This is a genomic window from Chitinophaga ginsengisegetis (assembly GCF_900168065.1).
In the GTDB taxonomy this organism is placed as follows: domain Bacteria; phylum Bacteroidota; class Bacteroidia; order Chitinophagales; family Chitinophagaceae; genus Chitinophaga; species Chitinophaga ginsengisegetis.
In genome coordinates this window covers 80,278-103,178 of sequence record NZ_FUZZ01000005.1, presented here as the reverse complement: position 1 = coordinate 103,178, position 22,901 = coordinate 80,278, and the positions used below count along the sequence as shown (strand labels likewise).

The following is a 22,901-nucleotide window of genomic DNA, read 5'->3' as shown; positions in this document are numbered from 1 at the left end:
TGTAAAAAACTATATCATGCCGTTATTATGCGGCATCCTTTCAGGAATGGCCTGCGCTACCTGCCAGTGTTCCGCCAGCAATCCTTCCTGTAAGCGGTATATATCGTAACAAACAACATCCGCAGCGGAAGATTGCACCATTACAAAGTTCCCCTCTCCTATAATGCGGTGAACCCTGCGGGTTGCCAATCCGGGGGTATTCACGTTGTGCGAGCGATAATCCGGCGACAGGAGCGCCACGTCAGGCTTCCGGAAGTATTGTTCCACAATTGCCTTATTACCTGCCGTGAGATGCAGGTCGGTGATTTCTGTGGCGCCTTCTGTTATGGAAGCATTCTCCGGCTGCTCCTGTGTGGCGTCCCAGTGCTCCGCCAGCTTCCCCTCTTCGAGGCGATAAAGATCCACAATGGCCACACTTTTGCCCATAAACGCTACAGCCATATGCAGCATTACATAATCCCCGTCTTCGATGGTGCGTACTACAGGCGATTTTGCCTCCGCAGGCGCGGGCTGCTGCTTCAGCTGCTCCAGTGCTTCCAGCAAACCGGCCTTGCCGTCTTTTACCATAGGACTGTGCTGAATATAGGAATCATGAAGATAAGTGTCTATTACGCTGGTATTGCGCTCCCCGATGAGGCGCCTGAGTGCGGCCAGTACAATGGCCTTATTGGATATTGATGACATGTATTTGCCTGGTTAAATGTGCCGTAAGCACCTGTTTGTATTAAAATAGAATAGAAATATCAGGGAAAGGAAACCCTGTTCCTTTCCGGGAAAGACCGATTTTGGGTAATCGGGAGGAGATATGTAGTGAAAGTAAATATGCCGTAAACCTAGTGTTTTCCGGGGAATCAACCGGACTTAATTTCAACTGGATAAAAAAAGCGCGCCCGGTGGCCGGACACGCTTTTTCAAAAAGTTATCTGATTTACCCCATTGCATTACTATAAATTCCATTGGCTTCTGCCTTCGCTTTACGTACGTAATCGCGCATAGTGCCGGCAGATTTCTTTACGGAATCTTTCGCATCTTCCAGTAAATCCTGTCCCTGCTGACGTTTTCTGAGATATAAGATAACCAGGGAGGCTGCAGTACCTACAGCTGCTGCTGCAAACAATATCTTTTTCATATTTCAGGTTTTAGTCCGGAAACAGAAATCCAATAGTCATGCCAACAGCGGCATACACAACCGTTAGAAAATTTCCTTTCCAAAGGGCGTGAAGCTAAGGCTCATCAGCTTAAAATGCTGCCGGCCCCAGGGAATGCCGATGATGGTAATGGTGAGCAACAGGCCGAAAAACAGGTGCGTAAGCGCAATCCACACACCGCCGATCAGGATCCATATAATGTTGAAGATCGTAGCCAGACAACCCGTTTGCCCCGGCACATCCCTCACCTGGCGACCAAATGGCAGCAAGGTAAAGAAGCCTATCTTAAAACATTGTAACCCGAAAGGAATACCGATAATCGTGAGGCAGAGCAGAAAGCCGCTGACCATATACTGTATAAACGCAACAAAGCCTCCGAAGACGAGCCAGATGATGTTACCAATTAAGTTCATCTTTCAAATGTAAAAAGGTTAAGGGACATTTGGAATACACTTGATAACTTCTACCTAAAAAACGATTTAACAGAGAAGAAATAACTACCGGGAGAAAAATATTGAAATAAAATCTTTTTATTCCAGCTACCTTCACCGGAATAGGGATAATTCTGTTCCTATAAGCACGCCCTCTTTTTGCAACAGGCCTTTGACACATTAATTAACAGCTTCATTGAAAGCAAAGTAGGTATCTCAGAAAATTTTTTAAGCAGTCAGCTTTCCAACGACTTAAAAGAAAACCTGTTACATCTTCACTCCGAAAAAAGCATGCTGGCGGCAGGCACCGGCAACCAACCACTGGTGAACCAGGACAAATCCGTACGCGGGGATATTATTTACTGGCTCGACAGGCAACACAACAACGCGCATGAAAATGCTTTCTTTGATGTGATGGACGCCTTTGTGGCTTACCTGAACCAATCCTGCTACACCGGCATTACCGGGTACGAGTTTCATTACACCCTGTATGAAACGGGGAGTTTCTACAAGAAACACCTGGATCAGTTCCGTAACAACGACAGCCGGCAGTATTCCATGATCATTTACCTCAATGCCGGCTGGCTACCCGCCGATGGCGGACAGCTGTCTATTTACCACGCCAATGGCGATGCGCAACAGGTAGACCCCAGCAGCGGAAAAACCGTTTTCTTTAAAAGCAGTGAACTGGAGCATGAAGTACAACTCACCAATAAACCCAGATTAAGCATCACCGGCTGGCTGAAACGGTGACGATCCCCCCGGTACACCTATTACACCCATAACGCAAACACCGATAAGTCATGGATAAGCCGTATCTCTATAGGTACAGGTTATCTACGGCTTACATACGGCTCATATACGGCTTATCTACGGCTTATCCTATAATGGCGCCTGCCGGTTCCATACCTTTTGAGTATTACAGCAATAGCCTTTACACACTGTTTCATTACCGGTACCACCCTTTCTTAATTTATATAATATAATTATATAATGTTAATAGTAAGAAGAAATCGCAGACAGGTATAAATGATGGCTGGTTCTTCTTACCATTCCCTAATACACTATAAATCAATCTACTTAATTAAGTAATAACCTATGCGTTAAATTATATTACAATAAAATATATATACATTTATTATCAGCACTTCACACAAATTTTGGCCATTTTCATAAAAATTATATGAATTAAGTAAATTAATCTTCTACTTTTATACTTAAGTATACTGATCGATCAACCAAAAAAGTACTTAAGTACATTATCTAATTTTTAATTACTTATTTTATGAAATTGTCAGCCACATTTGCCTTCATACTTGCCGCTGCTCCATTTATTGCGAAAGCCGAAAACAACGATCCCCCTAAAAAGAAAAAACGAGGCAGTTACTTAATTGAACTCCCCGCTTCTTTAAATACCAGCAACGACAGCGCAAAAGCCATCACCCTTTTCCAGGCATCCGACTTACCATTTAAGCCCTCTATCCAGGTAGGCGCCATTGTTCATATGTTCGCCTCCGGCGAACAAACCGGGTTTAGTGCTCCCAGTAACGATAAAACAGCGAAAGACTGGAACAAGGGATTTTCCATTTATCGCGCCAGGGTGCTCGTAGGTGGTCAGCTTACGAAAAAAGCCAGCTTCTTTATGGAAACGGAAATCCCTTCTCCCATCGGCATACAATCCAACGGAGAGAAGAATGTAAAGGTATCCCCCATCATACTGGACGCGCAACTGGAATACACTTTTACCAACGCCTTCCAGCTCGTAGCAGGGATGCAACTGGTGTCCAACAACCGTAACGGACTACAGGGCGCCGCCGGTTTAATGGCCAACGACTTCACCTACTTCCAGTACCCTTATAACCTGTTTGCCAACAGTCCGCTGCAGGGAAATTTTGGCCGCGACCTGGGAATCAACGCCCGCGGATTCCTTGCCAACGATAAACTGGAATACCGGCTTGGTGTTTTCACCGGCCGTAATGTAGATGGCGGCGCGCCTCTGCGTACCGTAGGCCGCGTGGCATACAACTTCCTCGATGCGGAAAAGGACTACTACTACGCCGGTACCAAACTGGGCAACGGCAAAACCCTGGCATGGGGCGCTGGCGTCGATGCACAGGCTACCTACTACAACCTCAGCACAGATGTGTTCTTTGATCATCCCCTGGGCAACGCCGGCTCCATCACTGTAAACGCCGCGTTCCAATATATGACCGGTGGCACCAAACTGGATTCCAAATACTCCTTTGCCACCCTCATCCCTAAACAAACCGTTCAGTTCCTGGAACTCGGCTACTACTTCAAAAAAACAAAACTGCAGCCCTGGATCAGGTACGAAAACCAGGACGTAAGCGCCGATGCCGCACAAGCCGGCGCCGTTAAGCCTGCCAATTTTGATAAGATAAACTCCAGCAGCGTAATGGGCGGCGGACTCAACTACTTCTTCAATGGCACCGGTACCAACCTGCGCCTCTCCTACACCACCCGTACCTACAACGTAGCTACTGCTATCGCCGACGACTACACGAAAAAAACATTCGGACAACTCTGGCTACAGGCACAATTCTTCATTTTCTAAAGGACATACGCATTCATTCATCTTCTTTATAAAATAATACAACACATGAGAAACGCTTTCCTGAAACAACTACCCATCCTGCTACTCGGCGCTACTGCACTCTTTTCTTCCTGTAATAACAGCGCCGGGAAAGCCGGCAGCAGCGACTCTGCCACTGCCAAAGAAACAGTTAAAATAGGCGTACTCCACTCCCTCAGCGGCACAATGGCCATCTCTGAAGTATCTTTAAGAGATGCGGTACAAATGGCGGTAGATGAAATCAATGCCAAAGGCGGCGTACTCGGCAAACAAATAGAACCGGTGATTGTAGATCCGGCGTCCGACTGGGACCTGTTTGCAGAAAAAGCCAAAGAACTGCTGATCGATAAAAAAGTATCTGCCGTATTTGGCTGCTGGACCTCCGTATCCCGTAAATCAGTGCTGCCCGTATTTGAGCAGAACAATGGCCTCCTCTTTTACCCGGTACAATATGAAGGGGAAGAATGCTCCAACAGCGTGATCTACACTGGCGCCACACCTAACCAACAACTGATCCCGGCGGCGGAATACCTCATGAGCGAAAAAGGCGGCGGCTATAAAAAGTTTTACCTGCTGGGAACAGATTATGTGTTTCCCCGCACCGCCAACAAAATCCTGAAAGCCTACCTGCTTTCCAAAGGCATCCCGAAAGAAAATATCATTGAAGAATATACGCCGTTCCACCACCAGGATTATCAAACCATCATCTCTAAAGTAAAACGCTTTGCAGCAGATGGTAAAGCCTGTATCCTTTCTACTATCAACGGCGATTCCAATGTGCCTTTCTATAAAGAATTCGCCAACCAGGGCCTTTCTTCCGCTACCTGCCCCATCATGGCTTTTTCTGTGGCAGAAGATGAGCTCCGCTCTATGGACACGGAATTCCTGGTAGGACACCTCGCAGCATGGAACTACTTCCAGTCGAACGACCTGCCCGAAAACAAAAAGTTTGTAGCCGACTTCAAAGCCTTCTGCGCGAAAAAAGGACTACCCGGCGGCGATAAAAGAGTAACAGACGACCCTATCTGCTGGGCTTACACCGGTGTTTATCTCTGGGCTAAAGCCGCTGAAAAAGCAGGTTCCTTCGATGTATCAAAAGTACGCAACGCATTATACGGACTGGATTACCCTTCTCCCGACGGACTGGTTAAAATGGACCCCAGAAATCATCACCTGGCAAAACCGGTAGTGATCGGCGAAATAAAACCCGACGGACAATTTGATATCATCTGGAAATCTGAAGGGCTCGTGGATCCGCAACCATGGTCGCCGTTAACCTCTCCTGATAAAGATTGCGACTGGGTAAACCACAACGGTACTTACGCCAAAAAATAGGCGGATACCTTTTACAAAAGACAGGCTATTTCCAACTTATCAAATACGACGCGATGAAAATCTCCTTACGGATGCTGATGTGCTGCTTGCTGTTGCTGCCGCTAAAAGTAGCAGCACAGGACAGCGCTTCCATTTACACCGCACAGCTGCTGCAACCACCCAACGACTCCGTGCGCACGCAAGCTATTGGCAGACTGGCCGCTCTCCGGATACCGGCCACCTTTCCTTTGCTGATAGCGATCAATGATAAAAAGCTGTACCTGCTGGATCATAAAGCGGTAACGGTGGACAGCAAACCGACCGGAGAAGGAACCTACCGGCTTTATTCCCTTTATCCCGATAATATACTCCTTACCAACAGCAGCGGGCAACCGCTGCTGTTACCATTGTCCGCCCTGCAAACGGTAGACATTCCGCGCGCCGACCGGCTGCAACTGGCAGGTATCGCGCCGCTGCTGAACCTCTTCAGCAACGATGCGCAAAAAAGGATCCTGGCATATACACAGCTGAAAAATACCGGCGACAGCGCCACACTCAGCATCCTGCAGGCCGCACTGGCAAAGGAATCCAATGCCGATGCACGGCGTACCGGTAAAGATGTACTCTACGCCGCCCGCTTATACAGCGCCACCAGCACCGCCGCCGCCAAAGCGTATATAGATAGTATCGGCGACAACTGGAGCGACAATGCACCCGTGCTGCTGCGGAACTACGCCAAAGCCGGGTTCTTAAACCAGGAAACGGCCCACTATGCCGCAGCACAGGCCATCAGCCTGGAGAAGCGCTACGACAGCCTGCAAAGGATCCAGAATTTCTTCAGCGGGTTGAGTCTTGGCAGCATCCTTATTCTGATTGCACTGGGGCTTTCTATTGTATACGGACTGGCAGGCATCATTAACATGGCGCACGGCGAGTTTATGATGATAGGCGCCTACACCACTTATTGCACGCAGGTATTTTTTACCCATACACTGGGCATACCACAAACAGATCTCTTCTTCCTCGCCGCACTGCCACTTTCTTTCATGATAGCCGGCGCAATGGGATGGATACTGGAACGGCTGGTAATCCGCCACCTGTATGCCAAACCGCTGGAAAGCCTGTTGGCAACGTGGGGCGTTAGTTTAATACTGATACAAACGGCCCGTTTACTTTTCGGAGATCTTACGGCGGTGAAAACCCCGCAGCTGTTGTCCGGAGGATGGCAGGTATCTCCACATCTCACCTTACCCTATAACCGCATTTTTATTATTGTGCTAACGCTGCTGATGGTAGTGTTCACATACCTGATGCTTTATCGCAGCAGGCTGGGATTACAGATCAGGGCGGTTACACAAAACCGGCAGATGAGCGCCTGCCTGGGCATAGAAACCAGGCGCGTGGCATCCATCACTTTCTTTATTGGCTCCGGGCTGGCCGGACTGGCCGGTTGCGCCATTACACTGATTGGCAACGTGGTGCCCGATATGGGACAAACTTATATTGTAGATTCTTTCCTGGTGGTAGTAACAGGAGGTGTGGGCAAACTCGCCGGCACTATCTTCTCCGGGTTGGGCATTGGCTTCTTCACCAAAATATCAGAGTCCTTTTTCCAGGCGGTATACGGCAAAGTGTTTATCCTGGTGTTTATTATGCTGTTCATGCAGTATAAACCCAAAGGCTTATTTCCTGACAAAGGCCGCGTTGCGGAAGATTAAAAACCTGGCATATGAAAACGAAAAACAATCCACTGTATTATATCTTATTCATCGCAATTTTTGCGATCCTGTTGCCGGCAGGTTACCTGTCGGGGCTTTTATCCGTGAATACCATTTCCGTTTGGGGGCGGTACTTCTGCTTTGCCATAGCGGCGCTGGGTATTGACCTCATCTGGGGTTATACCGGCATCCTTTCCATGTGCCAGGCGTTCTTCTTTTGCTTAGGCAGCTATGGCATTGCCATGCATCTGCTGCTAAAGAAAACAGTAGCGGCGGGCGCCGTATTGCCCGACTTTATGGCGTGGAATAAAATAGATACGTTACCGTTATTCTGGCAACCGTTTCATTCCTTTGGCTGGTCGCTGGCGCTATGCCTGCTGATCCCCGCCCTCTTTGCTTTTGTGATAGGGTTTGTGCTGTTCAGAAGCCGGATCAAAGGCGTGTACATGGCCATCATCACGCAGGCGCTTACGCTGGCGATGTGGCTCATCTTTTTACGGAATGAAACCAATCTTGGTGGTACCAACGGTCTTACCGATTTTAACACCCTGCTGGGTTACAGCCTGTCCTCATCTTCCGTAAAACTGGCACTGTACATGATCTCCTTTGCGGTATTGTGTGCCGCTTACTTTTTCTGTTACCGGATTACCAACTCCAAGTTCGGGAAAGTGTTGCAGGCCATCCGCGACAGCGAATCGCGCATCAGCTATGCAGCCTATAAGGTAGTGGATTACAAGCTGGCTGTTTTCGTAGTGGCGGCACTGTTAGCCGCCGTAGGCGGTATGTTATACCTGCCGCAAACAGGTATCATCACACCCGGCCGTATGGATGTAAAGGCATCGGTAGAAATGGTGATGTGGGTGGCACTCGGCGGCAGGGGTAATCTGAAAGGCGCCGTGCTAGGGGCTTTACTGGTGAACTTCCTCTATAGCATCTGCACCAGTTTGTTCCCGGATTCGTGGTTGTTTATACTGGGCTTCCTGTTTGTGATCACGGTATTATATTTCGACAAAGGATTTATGGGTCTGCTGGAAAGTATCAAACAACGATTTTCCCCTACCCGGTTTAAAACACCTCAAACTACCCACTGATATGCTACTAAACGTAAACAACCTGGCGGTATCATTTGGCGGTGTACATGCACTGAACCTGGATCATTTCAGCTTGCGCGATAAAGAACTACGTGTGATCATTGGTCCGAATGGAGCGGGTAAGTCCACCTTCCTTGATATCATCTGCGGAAAAACAAAAGCAGACAAAGGAGAAATATTCTTCAACGGCAAATCCATCTTAGGGAAAACTGAAGTAAAGATCGCAGAATCCGGCATAGGCCGTAAATTCCAGAAGCCATCAGTATTCCCGGGGCTAACGGTGCACGACAACCTGTTGCTGGCAGCCAAAATGAAGAAAGATATCTTTTCTTCCCTCTTCTTCAAATCCACACCAGCGCTGGCCGACAGGATACATAGCGTGGCTGTGAAATTATCGCTCACCAACGTGATGTATAAACTGGCCGGCGATCTTTCGCACGGACAAAAGCAGTGGCTGGAAATTGCCATCGTGGTGTTGCAGGACCCCACCCTGATGCTGATAGATGAACCTGCCGCCGGCATGAGTGACGAAGAAACGGAGAAAACCGGCGCGCTGCTGCTGGAGTTATCCAAAGCGCACAGCATTATTGTGATTGAACATGATATGAAATTTGTAGAACAGATAGCCAACGAACTGGTGACTGTACTGGTTCGCGGCAAACGACTGATGGAAGGCACTTTCGCGGAAGTTAAGAATGACCAGCGGGTAATAGATTGCTACTTAGGCCGTACTAACGCTCAACTTGAAACATTATGATGAACACACCGGTATTGACTGTTAACAATATCTCTGCCGCATACGGACAGAGCATCATTTTGCGCGGCACCACCCTCTCCGTAAAAAGAGGCGCCGTTACCACGGTGATGGGCCGCAATGGCGTAGGGAAAACCACCCTGCTCAAAACTATTATGGGGCTGCTGCCCGCACAGGAAGGCAGTATCCTTTTCAATAACGAAAACATTACAGCGCTGCCGCCGCATAAAAAAGCAAAGGCCGGCATTGCTTACGTACCGCAGGGCAGGGAAATTATCCCCAGGCTATCGGTGTACGAAAACCTGCTGCTGGGGCTGGAAGCGCATCCCGACCGGAAAGCAAAGATCCCCGAAGAAGAGATCTACAGCCTGTTTCCCATCCTGAAAGATTTCCGCAAACGCGCAGGCGGTAACCTCAGCGGCGGACAGCAACAACAGCTGTCTATTGCCAGGGCGCTGGTCAGCAACCCTTCCCTCCTGCTGCTCGATGAGCCTACAGAAGGTATACAACCTTCCATTGCGCAGGAAATTGGCAGTATCCTGCAACAGCTGGTACAGCAAAAGGGATTATCTGTATTATTGGTGGAACAAAAAATAGACTTTGCCAACCAGGTAACGGATCATTACTATTTTATGGATCGTGGCCGGATGGTGCTGGATGGTACCGCGGAAGAGCTGAAGCACTCGGAACTGGAAAAACATATTGCGGTATGATACTACCGGGCGTGGGTTTTATTTATCTTTAACATTATGCATCCTGTATCTGAAGACAGAAGTATTTTTAAGATCTTCACCATCCTCTACGCGGTGGCGCTTACTACTATTGCGCTGTTGTCCATATTCAGCCAGATAAAAATCCAGCAGGCGCTGAACCACCAGATGAACGATTCGCATGTGATCAACTTTGCGGGAAAGCTGCGAACGTATAGTCAAACGCTCAGTAAACTGGCGCTGTTGCTGGAATCCGGCAGGGATATAGATGATAACCGGAAAGAATTTATCAATACGCTGAAGCAGTGGCAGAAGTCGCACGAAGGCCTACAGGCAGGCAGTAACTTTCTCAATTTACCGGCGAACGACCAGGATGAGCTGAAGCAGATGTTCGAGATTATCCGCAACCCCCACCAGGAAATATGGGATGCCGCCAGTAAAATGATTACGGTATTGTACAGCGACAGCGCCTTCAAGCCGGCGCATATCCGCCCGTATGTGCAAACAATACTGGCGTATGAGAAGTCGTACCTGCTGGGCATGGAATTGATTGTATTTGACTACGACCGCTTTTCCAAAGAGCGGATCCGTAACCTGAAGGAAATTGAATACATCGTATTGGGCCTGGTGCTTTTCACCCTGATGCTGGAAGCAGGGGTGATCTTCTACCCATTGTCTACCCGCATCCGGAAAATAATCCGCGGGCTGGTAGATGCCGAAGAGCGGGCGCGTAAGTTAACAGAGCAGGTGCAGCTGGCCAACCAGGAAAAACTGCTGCGCCAGGAAACGGAGCAGCGTATACGGTCGTATTCCATCATCAACGGGCAGGAGAAAGAGCGTAAACGGATTGCCGCTGAAATACATGACGGCATCGGCCAGATGCTGACCAGCCTGCGTATGAAGCTGGAACAGATAGAAGACCGGAGTATGCGTCCCGATCCTGAAATTGCGATGGTGAATACCATGATGTACAGCATCATCAATGAAACCAAACGGATTTGTGCGGACCTGTTGCCCAGTGTGCTGGAAGATTTCGGCCTGCGGGCGGCTATTGATGAACTGATAAAGCTATGCCGCCAAACGGCTCCCGGTATAGACTTCCAGCTGGAAGACACCTTAGCGGCGGCGCCACTGCCAAAGGAAGTAAAGACAGGCGTTTACCGTATCTTGCAGGAGGCATTGAACAATGCCATTAAGCATGCAGATGCGGATACCATTGAAATAGATATTGACGGCACCGCCAATTTCCTGCAACTGACCATAAGGGATAACGGCAAAGGTTTTCATTTCGACAGCCAGCAGCTATATTCCTCCGAGCAGGCAAAAAAAGTAAACGGCATCCGTAATATGAAAGAACGGGCGGAGTTGCTGGGCGGTACGCTTCAGATCAATTCACAACCCGGCACCGGAACAATTGTACAGTTGGCAATAACTTTTTAGCAATGAAAAAAATAGGCGTTTTTTTAGTAGATGATCATGAAATATTCCGGAACGGCCTTAAACAGCTTATCAACAGCGAAGCCGACATGGAAGTGACGGGAGAAGCCAGCAGTGGCGAAGATGCGCTGCAACAGTTAGCCACCATCCAACCAGATGTAATTATCATGGATATCCGTATGCCCGGTATGAACGGCCTGGAAACCAGTACCCGCCTGCTGGAAAAAAATCCCCGCGGCAGAATCCTGTTCTTTAGTCTTTTTGACGAACCCGACTATGTAGCAGCGGCCCTTGAGATGGGCGCCAGCGGTTATATATTGAAAGATACCAGCAATAAAATATTCCTCAGCGCTATCCGCACTATCCACCAGGGTAAATATTATTTTATCGGGGAAGTAAGCGATATCCTCGTAAAGAAATATCTTGATGCCAAACAAACGCCCGGCAATGGCGGCACGCAGGAGATCTCCCTTTCCCGCCGCGAGGAGCAGATCATGCGTATGATCAGCCAGGGACTTAATAATAAAGATATTGCTGAATCGCTGAACATCAGCATCCGCACTATTGAAGCGCACCGGATGAACATCCTGCGCAAGTTCCAGGTGAATAGTATTGAAGAAGCCGTGGAGTATTGTAAAATTAACGGCCTGTTGAAAGAAGAATAAAGGGAATCGCGTGATGCGGTCCCCTCTCCCGTATTATTTCTTCCAGCTATTATCTTTTGCATTGGCATCCATAAACAGGTTACCATCCAGCCGCACGGCGGTTACTTCTTTCTTCACTGCCAGATCCAGCACCGTAGCCTTTGTATTGGCTTTCCATACCGCCGGTGTTTGATGATGGGTAGCCGTGCTGCCATCCGTAAAGGTAACGATCACATCAAACGGAACAGCGAAGCCGCCGGTATTGGTTATTTTCACCTTAATGCTTTTACCTGTTTGTTTTACATCTGATAAAGTAAGATCGATGTAATTATTACTGAAGAACCAGTTATTCCAGAACCAGTTAAGGTTTTCACCCGCCGCCGTATTGAAGGAATAGAAGTAATCCCAGGGGATGGGATGTTTTCCATGCCAGTTATCCATATAGGCGTGCAGGCATTTCCTGAACCGCTTATCCCCCAGCAGATCCTTCACTGCGAGATACGACAAGGATGCTTTGCCATAGGAATTGTTGCTGTAGCCCATTCCGCTTACCTGGTTGGACATGGAAATGATAGGCTGGTCTTCTTCCGTGGAAGGATCAAAGATGTATTTGGTGACCCTGAATTTTTTGTAGAAGTTATCTGCTGATTCCTTTCCTTTTTCCGCAATACCGATGAGGTATTCAAAAGTGGTGGCCCAGCCTTCATCCATAAAGGCGTAGCGGCTTTCGTTGATGCCCATGTAAAAAGGGAAATAGGTATGCGCTATTTCGTGGTCCTGCACTAATTGCGCAAAACCGAGGTCATCTCCTACCGAGCCATCGTTTACCATCATAGGGTATTCCATATCTGCAAAGCCCTGCACGGCCGTCATTACCGGAAAGGGATACGGTACGCCCGGCCACTGATGAGAGAACCATCCCAGTGCGTTTTGTGAAAACGCCACGGAGTGATGGAAATCGGTGGATGTATCATTAAACGCGGCCTGTACGCTGGCGCGGCGCATGATGCTGCTGTCCACGATTACGCTGGCGGCATCCCATACATAATGGCTGCTGGCCGCAAAGGTAACATCGGCGATATGTGTGGCTTTAAATTTCCAGGTGTTCGTGTTGTTCTGGCGGGTAACTACGTTGCGCTGCATTTCATCAAGCGTAGCGATGTGCATTACACTATCTGCAGTGTAAGATTGCTGCAAACGTTTTGCGAAATCAGGTTGTAGTACTTCAGAAGCATTTTGCAGATCGCCGGTACCCCACACTACGAAGTTCTTTGGCACTGTTACCGATACGTTGTAGTCGTTGAAGTCGCTGTAAAACTCTACCCGGTCGGTGTGATCCAATGCGTCCCAGCCGTTGTAGTCGTCGTATACAGATACGCGGGGATAAGCATAGGCCATGAAAACGGAGGTGCTGTCCAGCATGCCTTCCCGGCCGCTTTGTACAGACAGGTCGTAATGCCAGCTGATTTGCAGTTGGAGGCTGTCTTTCGGCTGCAATGGTTTTGGCAATACCACATGCGAGAGCGTGCCTACATCATTATTGAACTTCAGCGTTTCGCCATTAATCACCAGTGTATCGATGGTGATGCCATCCGTTAAAAAGTTCTTGCTCACATAACCTGAACGGGGAGCCTGGTATTTATGCAGGTTCACGATCAGCCGGAGTACAATTGTTTTTAATGTATTGGGACTGTTGTTCACGTAGCTGATAGTTTCGCTGCCGGTTACTTTGCGGTTGGGCGGGTTTACAGCCAGTTGGATATTGTATACCCCTTTGTTCTGCCAGTAGTGTTTGCCCGGTGCGCCGCTCTTGTCGCGGGTTCCGTTCACATATGCCTGTTTAATGTTACGGGGCATATACAATTCCTGTGCTGATGCGATGGTGTTTACCCCCAACAGCAACAGCAGGCTATAGATAATTTTGTTCATACGCATCTGCCGGTTTGAAAACGATAAAATTAGGGAAAGTATGGGGAAACATCACATTAAAGGTTGTTTTCGAAACCGGCCGTCGCCTGTATTGAAAACGGACATATTAAGATAACCGTAAAAGTATAAATTTGTTATTTATAAAAGAATCCGGTTCCGGCATTATTTTTCCGGCACCCGTTGAAAATAGCGTCTGCATGCAATTGTTTAAAGTTACTTTCCGTCATCTTTTAAAAAATAAAAGTTACACGGCAATCAATATTGTTGGTTTGGCTACCGGTATGGCAGTTACCTTGCTGATAGGGCTGTGGATATGGGACGAGGTTTCTTTTAACCACTGGCATAGCCATCATAACCGGCTGGCGCAGGTAATGGATGTACAAACGATCAACGGGGAAACCAATACCAGTGAAGCTATTGCCATTCCGCTGGCCGATGAACTGCGGAATAATTATGCAGGTGATTTCAAACGCGTGGCTATTGTTTATCCCAACTTCACCCACACCATTGCAGCAGGTGAAAAGAAGCTATCACAGTCGGGGGTATGGGCAGGTCCGGATCTGCCTGAGATGCTGACCCTGAAAATGATCCACGGAAAAAGAGATGCCCTGAAAGATCCTACAGCAGTGCTTATTAACCAATCGCTGGCTGCTTCCCTGTTCGGCAATGCCGATCCTATGGGCAAGGCGATCCGCATGGATAACCGCACCGACCTGCAGGTTGCAGGCGTATATGAAGACCTTCCGCAAAGCACGGCTTTTTATGGCACGCAGTTGTTCCTTCCGTGGGACCGTGCCGTGAGTACTATTCCGTGGCTGAAAGACGAAGTATCCAAATGGGATACTCATTACTGGAAATTGTATGTAGAGCTCAATGAGGGTATTGATATGGATAAGGCCAATGCGAAGATCAGCGGCGTTGTGCAACAGCATGTAAAGGCAGGTAAAGAAACACTGCTGCTGCATCCTATGAACAAGTGGCATTTATATAATGAGTTTAAGAACGGACAGGTAAGCGGCGGGCGTATCCGCCTGGTGTGGTTGTTTGGTATTACCGGCGCATTGGTACTGTTGCTGGCATGTATCAATTTCATGAACCTGTCTACCGCCAGAAGCGCCAAACGCGCCAAAGAAACAGGCATCCGCAAAGCGATTGGCGCTACACGGGGCCACCTGATCCGGCAGTTCCTTACCGAGTCGCTGCTCCTCTCTTTTTTATCTTTTGCAGTAGCGGTGGGCATGGTGTGGCTTTTATTGCCATTGTTTAACCGGATCACTGAAAAACAGATCACGATTCCATTTGATGCACCTGTGTTATGGGTGGCGGGGTCAGTATTTGCAGTGCTTACCGGGCTGCTGGCCGGCAGTTATCCTGCTTTTTATTTATCCTCTTTCCGGCCTGTAAAAATATTGAAAGGCGGTTTTACTGCGGGCCGTTTCTCCTTGCTTCCCCGCAATGCCCTGATGGTAGTACAGTTCAGCGTATCTATTGCATTGATCATAGGTACTGTGATTATGTACCAGCAAATTCAATATGCCAAAAATCGTCCGGTGGGTTATAGCCGCGAGGGGCTGATTAACCTCACTATGAATACTCCGGAAATGTTTGGCGCTCCTTACAACGAGTTAAGAACCGCTTTACTGGAAAGTGGCGCGGTGGCGGATATGGCGAAGGCATCACATCCTACCACGGAGAACCCCGGCAACAGTGATGACCTCAGCTGGGAAGGCAAAGCACCCGGTGTTACAACACCGGTAGGCTTTGTAACGGTATCGCATGATTACGGTCGCACTATTGGCTGGCAGATCAAAGAAGGCCGCGACTTTTCCCGCAGCTTCCCTACCGATACCGGGACATTGATCTTAAATGAGGCGGCAGTAAAGCTCACGGGATTTAAGCATCCCATCGGGCAAATTATACAGGCTGGCGGCGGGCCGCACATGATCATTGGCGTGGTGAAAGACATGGTGATGGAATCACCTTATGCACCAGTGCAGCCGGTGATCTTTTGCCTGCAATATGGCGTGTATAATGCGTTAACTGTCCGGATAAATCCTGCATTACCGATGCGGACAGCACTTGCAGGGATTGCCGAAGTATTTAAAAAGTTTAACCCCGAAGGCCCTTTTGATTTTACTTTTACAGATGAACTTTATGCGGAGAAGTTTTCTGATGAGGAGCGCATTGCACGGCTGACTACTGTATTTGCCGTACTCGCCATTTTTATTTCCTGCCTGGGCATATTGGGATTGGCGGCTTTCATGGCAGAGCAGCGCACCAAAGAAATCGGGATACGTAAAGTGATGGGCGCTACAGTGTCAGGCATTTTGTTGCTGCTGTCAAAAGATTTTGTGAAGCCGGTGATCACAGCCTTGCTGGTGGCTACTCCGCTTACCTGGTATTTTATGCAGACCTGGCTGAATCATTATCCGTATCACACGCCGGTCTCCATCTGGCTTTTTGTTGCCATTGGCGTGGGCACTATACTGCTTACTTTAATAACCGTCAGTTACCAGTCGGCCAAAGCGGCGCTGATGAATCCCGTAAAAAGTTTGCGTACTGAATAATCCTTTAATTCATTTCCACGCCGCCACGGCAATACTTTCTGCGATACTCCTGCGGGGTTAAACCGGTGTACCGTTTAAACACCTGTCTGAATGTTTTCTGATCGTTGTATCCTGCATTGTACATCAGCGTGCTGATGTTGATGGCGTTTTTCTCCAGTTCTTTTTTGGCCGATTCTATTTTTACCCGCTGCAGGTATTCCATCGGGGTATTGTGGGTAGCAAGTTTAAAACGGCGAACAAAATTACGTTTACTCATATTCGCCAGGCCGGCAATCTGTTCTATGGAGATTTGCTGATCATAGTGCTTTTCGATGTAAGCCTGTGCTTTGAGAATGTCTTCATCTTCATGGCGGCGTTGTCCCTGGAACACGGCGAAATGGGCCTGGTTAACGCGGTCCATATCTATAGAAAACATTTTACTTACCCAAACGCTGGTTTCACGACCACTGAATTTTTCGATCAGGTACAATACCAGGTTTAATGAAATAAAGGCGCCGCCGCTGGTATAAACGCCATTGTCGTCGGTCATTACCTGGTCTGCCAGGATATTTACATCCGGGTAGCGACTGCGCATATCGTCGAGGGCGGTCCAGTGGGAGGTGCAGGATTTCCCGGAGAGCAGTCCTGCTTCGGCCAGGAAATAGCTTCCCAGGCAAAGACTGGCCACTTCAGTGCCGCAGGCGTGCATGGTGCGGATCCAGTTCACCAGCGCCTTGTTCTTCTCCAGCACAACATCCGCTAAGCCTTCAAAGGCAGGCGCCAGGATGAGATCTGTATGTTTTACTTCATCGATAGTTTTGAAGCAGATAAACTGCGCAGGCGCATGCAGCTGGATGTTCTTCATCTTCTCGCTGACCAGCTCCAGCTTAAAGGCTGGTTCCTTTCCTGTTTCAATGAGGAAGCGGTTAGCTCCCAGCAGGATATCCATCACGCTGGACACGGAAGATAAAATGGCATCTTCATAGATAAGCAAAGAAACAGTCTTCATGGCAGTTTGTGTCTGTTACAATACAAATTTAATACTTTAACGTGGCACAAACACCCCCTAAATAAGTCGCATTCACCCTCGTTAAATTACATTTTAACTCCTGAGATTTGTAGAACATTAAAATCACAAAAATCATGAGTACTCCTGTAACGACTGGTTTTAAAGATAGTGCTGTTAAACCCGGTCCCCCGCACAAAGTTGTATCCTCTGAAGAGTGGCTGGAAGCCAGGAAGAAGTTTTTGCAGAAAGAAAAGGAATATACCCGTTTGCGGGATGAGCTTACCCGTGAGCGCATGGCATTGCCGTGGGAAAAGGTAGAGAAGAACTATGTATTTGATGGTCCGGAAGGGAAGGTCACCCTTTCTGACCTTTTTGATGGCCGCAGCCAGCTGATCATCCAGCATTTTATGTTTGGTCCCCACGAAAAAGAAGGTTGTGTAGGCTGCTCTTTTGCAGCAGATTCCATTAACGGCGTATTGCCCCACCTGGAGCATCATGATGTGTCCATTGCGGTAATATCACGTGCGCCGCTGGCTACGCTGGAAGCTTTCCGCAAGCGTATGGACTGGCACTTCAACTGGGTATCATCTGAAGGCAGTGATTTCAACTACGACTATCACGTGTCTTTCCGTAAGGAAGACCTGGAAAAAGGAAAGGTGTATTACAATTACGGTATTGTGGAAGGATTGCCGCATCATTTGGAAGACCTGCAGGGCATCAGTGTTTTTTACAAAGATGAAGCCGGCGATATTTATCACACGTACTCCACGTATGGCCGTGGTGGCGAATTACAGCTCGCTGCTTACAACTACCTGGATATAGCACCGCTGGGACGTAATGAAACCAGCGAACGTGGTGATTTAACATCGTGGGTACGGCACCACGACAAGTATGAAGAGAAAGGACATGTAGACAATACCGGCAGGTATCATAAAGAGAAAACGCCGGGTTCCTGTTGTTCAGAAGACTAAGCATCATGAAAACACATTGTTCCTGCGGCGCCGCTACGGGCAGCGACGCCCGCAAAACAACCGCTGCGCAAACCACCGGCCCGCTTACTTTATGGCAACGCTTTGTAAAAGGCGTACGATGGCTGATACCGGGCATCACCCTTGTACTGCTGCCAAAGTGCCCCATTTGTTTCGCGGCCTATGTAGCCCTGGGTACAGGAATCGGGTTGTCTGTAACCGCTGCTACATGGCTGAGATCAGGGCTGGTGGTGTTGTGTGTGGGTTCATTGCTTTACCTGGCAGGAAGCAGGATCATGGCTTACCGGAAACGGCGGCAGTCAGCTTCCTAATTCAAGATCAAATAACATCAGTTCTTCCACTTCTCCGGGCGGAAGGATGGTACCCTGCAGCGTGAATCCTGACCGCTCCAGTAAACGAACAGACCGGTGATTATCCTGTTGGGTAATGGCAAACAACCGGGAGAACGGTAATTGCTGCCGGGAATATTCAATGGTAGCTGTAGCCGCTTCATAAGCATAGCCCAAACCTTCATAGGCAGGCAGGAATGCAAACCCCAGGTCGGGTTGCTCCAGGTATTTTCTTTTAAACAGTCCGCAGATACCGGTAGGCTTCCCCGTTTCTTTCAACACTACTACCCATGCGCCATAGCCTTGTTCCGCATACAGGCGTAACAGGTTATTCATGATATAGCGTTGTGCATCTGCAAGTGTCCGGATCTGCCGGTCGCCGATGTATTGCAGCCAGGAAGGCGTATTCAGTAACTCCAGTACAAATGCGTCATCTGTGGCGGCAAAAGTGCGGACCTGCAGCCGCGGCGTTTCGAATAGAACTTTCATGCATTCATTTTATGGCCTCTTTAATTCGTCAACACCCACCAAAATAAAATTTTCCGGTGAAGGAAACAAACCAAAGTGCTAATCCTCGCCGGTAAGGTGTTTCAGCTGACGGAGATAATCATATTGCAGGTCTTCATGCAGGGTGGAAACCACTTTTGTGATCTTCTTCACCTGTTGTTCGTAGAGGTTATTTAACTGAACACTATAGGAAGATAATAAACCGGACAGTTTCATTTTTGTACAGAAATAGATCAGCAATTCTGTTTCGGCAGATTTGGAACCGGTATAACGTATATGCTTATTCGTTATCCGCAGGATTTTCCTCAATCTTTTTTTGGCGTGGTACAATTTGTCGCCGGCCATTTCAATAAACCCTTTATCGATTTCTTCCTTCACCGCGGCGATGTACCCTTCTTCGTTGTGGGCCTCAAACAAAAGGTAGGTAAGCAACTCCTTGTTATCGTTCTTGTATTTGGCCAGGCGCAGGCACAAGGCCGACAATTCTGCCGGAGGCAGGGTAGTTAATTCTTTTTTTATATCACTGATACTTGCCGCTTTCATAATTCTGCTGATGCTTGTTGCGAAGATACTATCTATTCTGCAGCATGTGAACCGTGGGCGGCATCTTTACGCAACAACCAGGAATTAAATACGGTATAGAATACGGCTACGATGATAGCGCCTTTAAACATACCCGTGAATCCCCATGCGGCCATGCCGCCTATTACGCCGAGGAATAATACCAGGAAAGGCAGTTTGCCGCTTCTGGCTATGAGCAAGGGTTTCAGGATGGCTTCTCCGATCAGGATGCCGGCGCCGTAGATGGCCAGGAAAAGCGTCATGCCGGGATGACCCTGTGTAGCCATCCAGATGGTTAGAGGAATCCATACCACGAGCGGACCTATCTGTATCACCACCAGGAAAAAGATAATGGCGGATAAACCGAGAGCAAAGGGGATGCCCGCAATTTTAAGCCCGATAAACGCCACAATAGCGGTGATGAAGGCAGTGCCCATTACACCGATAGACACGCCCTTGATTGCCATCGTAGTAGCGTTCAGCAGATCAGCGCCGTCTTTACGTCCCAGCAGATGCTGGGCTGTAGCCCTGATGGGGCGCACCGCTTTTTCACCGCCTACCAGGAAAAAGGCGGAAATGATGATGCCGAGGATGAGTTGTCCTGCTGCACCGAGGATACCTGCGCCACTGCTGATGATATGATGCAGCACCATTCTTACCTGTTGTTCATGTACATTGGTGGACAATGTTTCGCGGGGGCTTTCCTGCAGATGTTCCCAGAAATCCACGATATCACTGCCGATGTATGGCATACTTACAATCCAGTCGGGCAGCGCCGGCAAACCATTTTCCTTTACATTACCGATCCAGTGCAATGCTTCCCGGATATGTGAACTCAGCGCCGCAATAAAATAAGTAACCGGCAGGGCAATGATGGCTACTAACGCTACCGCATATATGGTAGCGGCCAGTTTACGGCGGCCTTTTAACCAAATAACCATGCGCTCAAACAGGTGATGAAAAGAAACGGAGAAGATCAGCGCAAAGGTGAGTATCCCGAAAAAGAGCCGCAGCACATCATACAGCGCCAGCAACAAAGCCAGCAGCAACAGCAGCACCAGGATGGACTCGATCATATTTTTAGAGGCAGGGCGATGGAGATTCATATGACGGTATTTTATACAGGTTTCTTCCTAAATATACTTAAAACCGCCGGCATAAACCCATTACTCCAGCGACAGGCGCATAAACGCCAGTACTTCTTCATTGATATCTTCCGGGAGATACATACGGAAATGATGATTAAACTGCCGGTTATTGCCCGGTACCTGCGCAATTTTCTGAAAGCATAAATTATCGGGGTAGGCTTTTTCAAAGGGAAACACAATATGTACGAAATTCTTTCCCAGCTGGGTGATCCATGCTACCCTGCTATCGTTGAAACCAATACCTATCATGGATTTGGTGGGATACAGGTATATCTTTCCCAGTTTCTCATATTGGGCGATGAAGTGCTGCAACAGCGCCAATGTATGATCCGGTTTACCGGCAATGAAAGTTTTGAGCAGCGGATCGTTGTTTTGATCCAATAAAGATGTTGACATCTTCCAGGTTTTATTCTACAATATAATAAATAAGCCGGCCTTATATTTCTTACACACCATTCGTATATCCCATGCCGTTACTTTCTTACCGGCAACTGATCCGAATATTTGCCTTTCCCGTGAAACCAGCGTGCAGCCTGCCCTGTAAGCCACAGGTAGTAATCGCTGCCCAATGCTGTTTCGATACCTGTAAAAGAGCCGGCTGCATTCAACGGCAACTTATCCACAGTAGCACATTTAAATATGGAGGTGCCTTCATTCATTTCATCAAACATGGCTACATACAACATTTCCGCACCGGCATTTTTTGCGCCTGCAATTTGACGCCAGTAGAAGCGGCCACCTTCTCTTGGAATGGTATTGGCTTCCGGACCATTCATGTTTTTCCAGGAAAAGCCAGGGAAGGCCAGTGGTACATAATCCACACCATTGCTTTTACACCAGGCGATATCAGCTGCTATCAGCTGCTTAAAACCATCATAGCTTTTGCCATTATAGCGGCCTACAAACCAGGGCATAATTACATCCGATTTTTTAATAAGGCGGTGCAGTTCTTCGTCGTTTACCGCGTCCTGCCTCAACTCCCGCCAGTAGGTAGGCACACCCAGCATCACGCTGAAGCCTTTTGCTTTCATGGCATCGAGCAGGGTTTCCGCTTCTTTTAGTCCGTAGGCACGGCGATCATTAAAGCCCACACCCCAGATCACGATAAAGGGTTTACCGTTGTGATGCAGGTAAGTAGGACTTTTACTGCCGTGCAGCAGATCATATTTTTCTGTTAGTTCATCCAGGTCTTTTAACACCAGTTGCTCTTCTCCCGGACGCATACCACTGAGGTCGTACATTACGGCAATAGCGCGGTCGTATTTACGGGCGGCCGTCATCGCATTATCCAGTACGGTGTTGAAATGCTTTTTGCCACTGGGGTTCCTGATCTCCGCAACAAAGCGCTGCATAAATACGCCATCGATACCGTAGTCTTTCATCCATTTAAAATGTACGGCTACTGTAGAGGCATCGTGCGGACTAAAAACCGAAGCCGGCTTCCCATCTTCAAAATTAAAAGGAGTGGTATATGTTTTCTTATACTCACTTACATCGGGCCAGAAATCTATTTCACAGGAGCCTGGTTTGAACACGCCTCTTTTTTCATAGTGGTGCCATCCCCTGCCGGCACTGTCGCCGGGTGTGTTAAACCATCCCTGGTAACCAGCCATTACCAGTCCTTTGTAAGTAGGATAGCGCTGTGCTTTAGCCAGCATGCATACCAATAGCATGCATGTTAATATAACGTGGAACCTTTTACTGATCATTTTATTTCTTTTATCGACCTGGGGATTAAAGATAATATTTTTCCAACAGGAACATATACCACCTTTAGTCTCTCCGCTTACCGGATACCACCAGCACCACGCCTACAATGGCTACGATACCGCCTGCGTAGGTAGGCCAGCCGATCCATTTGTTTTCTTTCTTATTAATTTCAACAGCACCAATGTCCACCACTTTTTTTTCTGTTTGAACAGAGAAACCCCTGATAAGGATCATTGCAATACCAGCAATAATGAGGATCATGCCAAGTACTTTCATAATGTTGCGTTTATGAATGTACCGGCAATCCACATGCCATTGCTATGGCCGTATTTT

At 48.1% G+C, this 22,901-nt stretch carries 23 protein-coding genes; 12 read left to right on the top strand and 11 right to left on the bottom strand.

What is annotated here, in order from left to right; translation table 11 throughout:
- Positions 1–9: 9 nt before the first annotated feature.
- The 3 genes from B5Z18_RS26500 to B5Z18_RS26490 all read right to left on the bottom strand — a co-directional run bounded on the left by B5Z18_RS26500 (position 10) and on the right by B5Z18_RS26490 (position 1,561).
- Positions 10–684: a nuclear transport factor 2 family protein gene (locus tag B5Z18_RS26500; RefSeq protein WP_079472575.1), complete on the bottom strand. Its 675-nt coding sequence runs from the start codon at positions 682–684 to the stop codon at positions 10–12.
- A gap of 244 nt (positions 685–928) precedes the next feature.
- Positions 929–1,129, bottom strand: a complete 201-nt coding sequence (locus B5Z18_RS26495) for a hypothetical protein (RefSeq protein WP_079472574.1) — start codon at positions 1,127–1,129, stop codon at positions 929–931.
- A gap of 63 nt (positions 1,130–1,192) precedes the next feature.
- Positions 1,193–1,561 carry a YccF domain-containing protein gene (locus B5Z18_RS26490; protein WP_079472573.1) on the bottom strand — a complete coding sequence of 123 codons (369 nt, stop codon included), beginning with the start codon at positions 1,559–1,561 and terminating at the stop codon, positions 1,193–1,195.
- 177 nt (positions 1,562–1,738) lie between these two features.
- Between B5Z18_RS26490 and B5Z18_RS26485 the strand changes: the two genes are divergently transcribed.
- The 9 genes from B5Z18_RS26485 (at position 1,739) to B5Z18_RS26445 (ending at position 11,861) form a co-directional block, all read left to right on the top strand.
- On the top strand, positions 1,739–2,332 hold the full coding sequence (locus tag B5Z18_RS26485; protein ID WP_079472572.1) for a 2OG-Fe(II) oxygenase: 594 nt from the start codon (positions 1,739–1,741) through the stop codon (positions 2,330–2,332).
- 532 nt (positions 2,333–2,864) lie between these two features.
- The gene (locus B5Z18_RS26480; protein ID WP_079472571.1) at positions 2,865–4,154 is read left to right on the top strand and encodes a porin family protein; all 1,290 of its coding nucleotides are present in this window, start codon (positions 2,865–2,867) and stop codon (positions 4,152–4,154) included.
- A gap of 45 nt (positions 4,155–4,199) precedes the next feature.
- Positions 4,200–5,507, top strand: a complete 1,308-nt coding sequence (urtA, locus tag B5Z18_RS26475) for an urea ABC transporter substrate-binding protein (RefSeq protein WP_079472570.1) — start codon at positions 4,200–4,202, stop codon at positions 5,505–5,507.
- A gap of 53 nt (positions 5,508–5,560) precedes the next feature.
- Positions 5,561–7,204, top strand: a complete 1,644-nt coding sequence (gene urtB / locus B5Z18_RS26470) for an urea ABC transporter permease subunit UrtB (protein WP_200817366.1) — start codon at positions 5,561–5,563, stop codon at positions 7,202–7,204.
- An 11-nt stretch (positions 7,205–7,215) separates the two neighbouring features.
- On the top strand, positions 7,216–8,295 hold the full coding sequence (gene urtC, locus B5Z18_RS26465; protein WP_079472569.1) for an urea ABC transporter permease subunit UrtC: 1,080 nt from the start codon (positions 7,216–7,218) through the stop codon (positions 8,293–8,295).
- Between the two features lies 1 nt (position 8,296).
- Positions 8,297–9,052 carry an urea ABC transporter ATP-binding protein UrtD gene (gene urtD, locus B5Z18_RS26460; RefSeq protein ID WP_079472568.1) on the top strand — a complete coding sequence of 252 codons (756 nt, stop codon included), beginning with the start codon at positions 8,297–8,299 and terminating at the stop codon, positions 9,050–9,052.
- Positions 9,049–9,762 carry an urea ABC transporter ATP-binding subunit UrtE gene (gene urtE, locus B5Z18_RS26455; RefSeq protein ID WP_200817365.1) on the top strand — a complete coding sequence of 238 codons (714 nt, stop codon included), beginning with the start codon at positions 9,049–9,051 and terminating at the stop codon, positions 9,760–9,762. Before urtD ends, urtE begins: the two co-directional genes overlap by 4 nt.
- A gap of 36 nt (positions 9,763–9,798) precedes the next feature.
- Positions 9,799–11,199 carry a sensor histidine kinase gene (locus tag B5Z18_RS26450; protein WP_079472566.1) on the top strand — a complete coding sequence of 467 codons (1,401 nt, stop codon included), beginning with the start codon at positions 9,799–9,801 and terminating at the stop codon, positions 11,197–11,199.
- A gap of 2 nt (positions 11,200–11,201) precedes the next feature.
- The gene (locus B5Z18_RS26445; protein ID WP_079472565.1) at positions 11,202–11,861 is read left to right on the top strand and encodes a response regulator transcription factor; all 660 of its coding nucleotides are present in this window, start codon (positions 11,202–11,204) and stop codon (positions 11,859–11,861) included.
- Positions 11,862–11,894: 33 nt separating this feature from the next.
- Here B5Z18_RS26445 and B5Z18_RS26440 read toward each other — a convergent pair whose 3' ends face one another.
- Complete coding sequence (locus tag B5Z18_RS26440) at positions 11,895–13,769, bottom strand: M1 family metallopeptidase (protein ID WP_079472564.1); 1,875 nt, start codon at positions 13,767–13,769, stop codon at positions 11,895–11,897.
- A 197-nt stretch (positions 13,770–13,966) separates the two neighbouring features.
- Between B5Z18_RS26440 and B5Z18_RS26435 the strand changes: the two genes are divergently transcribed.
- On the top strand, positions 13,967–16,336 hold the full coding sequence (locus B5Z18_RS26435; RefSeq protein WP_079473103.1) for an ABC transporter permease: 2,370 nt from the start codon (positions 13,967–13,969) through the stop codon (positions 16,334–16,336).
- 4 nt (positions 16,337–16,340) lie between these two features.
- Here the strand turns inward: B5Z18_RS26435 and B5Z18_RS26430 are convergent, their stop codons facing one another.
- Positions 16,341–17,324, bottom strand: coding sequence for a GlxA family transcriptional regulator (locus tag B5Z18_RS26430; protein WP_079472563.1), 984 nt, complete (start codon positions 17,322–17,324; stop codon positions 16,341–16,343).
- Between the two features lie 134 nt (positions 17,325–17,458).
- Between B5Z18_RS26430 and B5Z18_RS26425 the strand changes: the two genes are divergently transcribed.
- Both B5Z18_RS26425 and B5Z18_RS26420 read left to right on the top strand, forming a co-directional pair.
- Positions 17,459–18,295, top strand: coding sequence for a DUF899 domain-containing protein (locus B5Z18_RS26425; protein WP_079472562.1), 837 nt, complete (start codon positions 17,459–17,461; stop codon positions 18,293–18,295).
- Between the two features lie 5 nt (positions 18,296–18,300).
- Entirely contained in the window at positions 18,301–18,624 is a 324-nt protein-coding gene (locus tag B5Z18_RS26420) for a hypothetical protein (protein ID WP_079472561.1), read from the top strand.
- Here the strand turns inward: B5Z18_RS26420 and B5Z18_RS26415 are convergent.
- The 6 genes from B5Z18_RS26415 to B5Z18_RS26390 form a co-directional block, all read right to left on the bottom strand.
- The gene (locus tag B5Z18_RS26415) at positions 18,613–19,131 is read right to left on the bottom strand and encodes a GNAT family N-acetyltransferase (RefSeq protein WP_079472560.1); all 519 of its coding nucleotides are present in this window, start codon (positions 19,129–19,131) and stop codon (positions 18,613–18,615) included. The genes B5Z18_RS26420 and B5Z18_RS26415 overlap by 12 nt on opposite strands.
- A 78-nt stretch (positions 19,132–19,209) precedes the next feature.
- On the bottom strand, positions 19,210–19,692 hold the full coding sequence (locus tag B5Z18_RS26410; protein WP_079472559.1) for a hypothetical protein: 483 nt from the start codon (positions 19,690–19,692) through the stop codon (positions 19,210–19,212).
- 32 nt (positions 19,693–19,724) lie between these two features.
- Positions 19,725–20,816: an AI-2E family transporter gene (locus B5Z18_RS26405; protein ID WP_079472558.1), complete on the bottom strand. Its 1,092-nt coding sequence runs from the start codon at positions 20,814–20,816 to the stop codon at positions 19,725–19,727.
- Positions 20,817–20,876: 60 nt separating this feature from the next.
- Positions 20,877–21,254, bottom strand: coding sequence for a hypothetical protein (locus tag B5Z18_RS26400; protein ID WP_079472557.1), 378 nt, complete (start codon positions 21,252–21,254; stop codon positions 20,877–20,879).
- A gap of 77 nt (positions 21,255–21,331) precedes the next feature.
- Positions 21,332–22,531 carry a glycoside hydrolase family 99 protein gene (locus B5Z18_RS26395; protein ID WP_200817364.1) on the bottom strand — a complete coding sequence of 400 codons (1,200 nt, stop codon included), beginning with the start codon at positions 22,529–22,531 and terminating at the stop codon, positions 21,332–21,334.
- 100 nt (positions 22,532–22,631) lie between these two features.
- Complete coding sequence (locus tag B5Z18_RS26390) at positions 22,632–22,844, bottom strand: hypothetical protein (RefSeq protein ID WP_079472556.1); 213 nt, start codon at positions 22,842–22,844, stop codon at positions 22,632–22,634.
- Positions 22,845–22,901: the final 57 nt, after the last annotated feature.

Bases quoted from the DNA above. Each gene is read 5' to 3' on its own strand.
- B5Z18_RS26500 (WP_079472575.1), bottom strand. From the start codon at position 684: ATGTCATCAATATCCAATAAGGCCATTGTACTGGCCGCACTCAGGCGC.
- B5Z18_RS26495 (WP_079472574.1), bottom strand. From the start codon at position 1,129: ATGAAAAAGATATTGTTTGCAGCAGCAGCTGTAGGTACTGCAGCCTCC.
- B5Z18_RS26490 (WP_079472573.1), bottom strand. From the start codon at position 1,561: ATGAACTTAATTGGTAACATCATCTGGCTCGTCTTCGGAGGCTTTGTT.
- B5Z18_RS26480 (WP_079472571.1), top strand. From the start codon at position 2,865: ATGAAATTGTCAGCCACATTTGCCTTCATACTTGCCGCTGCTCCATTT.
- urtA (WP_079472570.1), top strand. From the start codon at position 4,200: ATGAGAAACGCTTTCCTGAAACAACTACCCATCCTGCTACTCGGCGCT.
- urtB (WP_200817366.1), top strand. From the start codon at position 5,561: ATGAAAATCTCCTTACGGATGCTGATGTGCTGCTTGCTGTTGCTGCCG.
- urtC (WP_079472569.1), top strand. From the start codon at position 7,216: ATGAAAACGAAAAACAATCCACTGTATTATATCTTATTCATCGCAATT.
- urtD (WP_079472568.1), top strand. From the start codon at position 8,297: ATGCTACTAAACGTAAACAACCTGGCGGTATCATTTGGCGGTGTACAT.
- urtE (WP_200817365.1), top strand. From the start codon at position 9,049: ATGATGAACACACCGGTATTGACTGTTAACAATATCTCTGCCGCATAC.
- B5Z18_RS26450 (WP_079472566.1), top strand. From the start codon at position 9,799: ATGCATCCTGTATCTGAAGACAGAAGTATTTTTAAGATCTTCACCATC.
- B5Z18_RS26445 (WP_079472565.1), top strand. From the start codon at position 11,202: ATGAAAAAAATAGGCGTTTTTTTAGTAGATGATCATGAAATATTCCGG.
- B5Z18_RS26440 (WP_079472564.1), bottom strand. From the start codon at position 13,769: ATGAACAAAATTATCTATAGCCTGCTGTTGCTGTTGGGGGTAAACACC.
- B5Z18_RS26435 (WP_079473103.1), top strand. From the start codon at position 13,967: ATGCAATTGTTTAAAGTTACTTTCCGTCATCTTTTAAAAAATAAAAGT.
- B5Z18_RS26430 (WP_079472563.1), bottom strand. From the start codon at position 17,324: ATGAAGACTGTTTCTTTGCTTATCTATGAAGATGCCATTTTATCTTCC.
- B5Z18_RS26425 (WP_079472562.1), top strand. From the start codon at position 17,459: ATGAGTACTCCTGTAACGACTGGTTTTAAAGATAGTGCTGTTAAACCC.
- B5Z18_RS26420 (WP_079472561.1), top strand. From the start codon at position 18,301: ATGAAAACACATTGTTCCTGCGGCGCCGCTACGGGCAGCGACGCCCGC.
- B5Z18_RS26415 (WP_079472560.1), bottom strand. From the start codon at position 19,131: ATGAAAGTTCTATTCGAAACGCCGCGGCTGCAGGTCCGCACTTTTGCC.
- B5Z18_RS26410 (WP_079472559.1), bottom strand. From the start codon at position 19,692: ATGAAAGCGGCAAGTATCAGTGATATAAAAAAAGAATTAACTACCCTG.
- B5Z18_RS26405 (WP_079472558.1), bottom strand. From the start codon at position 20,816: ATGAATCTCCATCGCCCTGCCTCTAAAAATATGATCGAGTCCATCCTG.
- B5Z18_RS26400 (WP_079472557.1), bottom strand. From the start codon at position 21,254: ATGTCAACATCTTTATTGGATCAAAACAACGATCCGCTGCTCAAAACT.
- B5Z18_RS26395 (WP_200817364.1), bottom strand. From the start codon at position 22,531: ATGCTATTGGTATGCATGCTGGCTAAAGCACAGCGCTATCCTACTTAC.
- B5Z18_RS26390 (WP_079472556.1), bottom strand. From the start codon at position 22,844: ATGAAAGTACTTGGCATGATCCTCATTATTGCTGGTATTGCAATGATC.